General features: G+C 69.2%; 1 protein-coding gene and 1 pseudogene. Both read left to right on the top strand.

Features of this window, described 5'->3' with window-relative positions:
* A pseudogene (locus tag BIS11_RS17025) lies at positions 1–670 on the top strand (thymidine phosphorylase); the annotation flags it as partial.
* Positions 670–1,605: phosphopentomutase (locus tag BIS11_RS17020; protein WP_253586645.1), on the top strand; the 936-nt coding region annotated here is incomplete at its 3' end. The pseudogene BIS11_RS17025 and the gene BIS11_RS17020, both read left to right, overlap by 1 nt.

Genomic DNA, 1,605 nt, shown 5'->3' with positions numbered 1-1,605 from the left:
CGCCGAGAGCATCGCCAACGTGGCAACCCAGGCCGGCACGCCGACCACCGCGCTTCTGACCGACATGAGCCAGCCGCTGGCGCCGTGTGCCGGCAACGCGGTGGAAATCGTCGATACCCTGGCGCTTCTGCGCGGCGAACGCCCGCAGAGCCGGGTGATGCAGGTCACCCGCGAGCTCGCCGTCGAGATGCTGCTGGCCGGCAAGCTCGCCCGGAGCCGCGACGAGGCGCTGGCCAAGCTCGAAAAAGCCCTGACCTCCGGGGCGGCGGCCGAGGTGTTCGCGCGCATGGTCGCCGAGCTCGGCGGGCCGAAGGACTTCATGGAGCGAAGCGAACACTACCTGCCCAAGGCGAAGGTGGTGCAGCCGGTCTACGCGGCCGAGCCCGGCATCGTCTCGCGCATCGACACCCGGGCGGTGGGCATGAGCGTGGTCGAGCTCGGCGGCGGGCGGCTTCGCAACGACGCCAAGGTCGATCACAGCGTCGGCTTCAGCGCGATTGCCGAGATCGGTGATCGCGTCGATGCCGACACGCCCATCGCCTTCGTTCACGCGGCTTCCGAGGATGCCGCCCACCGCGCCGCCGAGCAGCTCAAGGCCGCGATCAGCCTTGGACAGTCACCGGTCGAGGCGGATACGCTGATCCAGGACACCTTCAGAGGAGAAGCCTGATGCGACGCGCCATCGTGGTGGTACTCGACTCCTTCGGCATCGGCTCCGCGCCGGATGCCGCTGACTTCGGCGACCAGGGCGCCGATACGCTCGGCCACATCGCCGCCGCCTGCGCCCGCGGCGAGGCCGACACCGACACCAGAAGCGGCCCCTTGAAACTGCCCAACATGGCCAAGCTCGGCCTGTTCCACGCCCACCGGGACGCCACCGGCGCGCTCGCCGAAGGCGTGGCGCTGCCCGAGGAGCTTGCCGGCGCCTACGCCCACGCCCAGGAGATCTCCAGCGGCAAGGACACGCCCTCCGGCCACTGGGAGATCGCCGGCGTCCCGGTGCGCTTCGACTGGGGCTACTTCCTCGACAAGGAGCAGAGCTTCCCGCCGGAACTGCTGGAGCAGATCGTGGAGAAGGCCGCGCTTCCCGGGGTGCTTGGCAACTGCCACGCCTCGGGCACCGAGATCATCGCGCGTCTTGGCGAAGAGCACGTCGAGAGCGGCAAGCCGATCGTCTACACCTCCGCGGACTCGGTGTTCCAGATCGCCGCCCACGAGGAGCACTTCGGCCTCGAGAAGCTCTACGCGCTGTGCGAGACCGTGCGCGCGCTGCTCGAGCCCTACAACATCGGCCGGGTCATCGCCCGCCCCTTCGTCGGCGAGAGCGCCGAGACCTTCGCGCGCACCGGCAACCGGCGCGACTACAGCATCGAGCCGCCCACGCCCACGGTGCTGCAGAAACTTGCGGAGGCCGGCGGCGAGGTGGTGTCGATCGGCAAGATCGCCGACATCTACGCCCACTGCGGCATCACCCACAAGGTGAAGGCGAGCGGCCACGATGCGCTGATGGAGGCCACCCTCGGCGAAATCGCGCGTACCGACCGCCGCGACAAGCCGACCTTCATCATGGCCAACTTCGTCGATTTCGACTCGCTCTACGGCCAC

Origin of the sequence: Halomonas sp. 707D4 (assembly GCF_024158685.1) — a bacterium.
In the GTDB taxonomy this organism is placed as follows: domain Bacteria; phylum Pseudomonadota; class Gammaproteobacteria; order Pseudomonadales; family Halomonadaceae; genus Vreelandella.
Note: the sequence above shows the minus strand (reverse complement) of the source record. Positions and strands in the feature narration are given on the sequence as shown.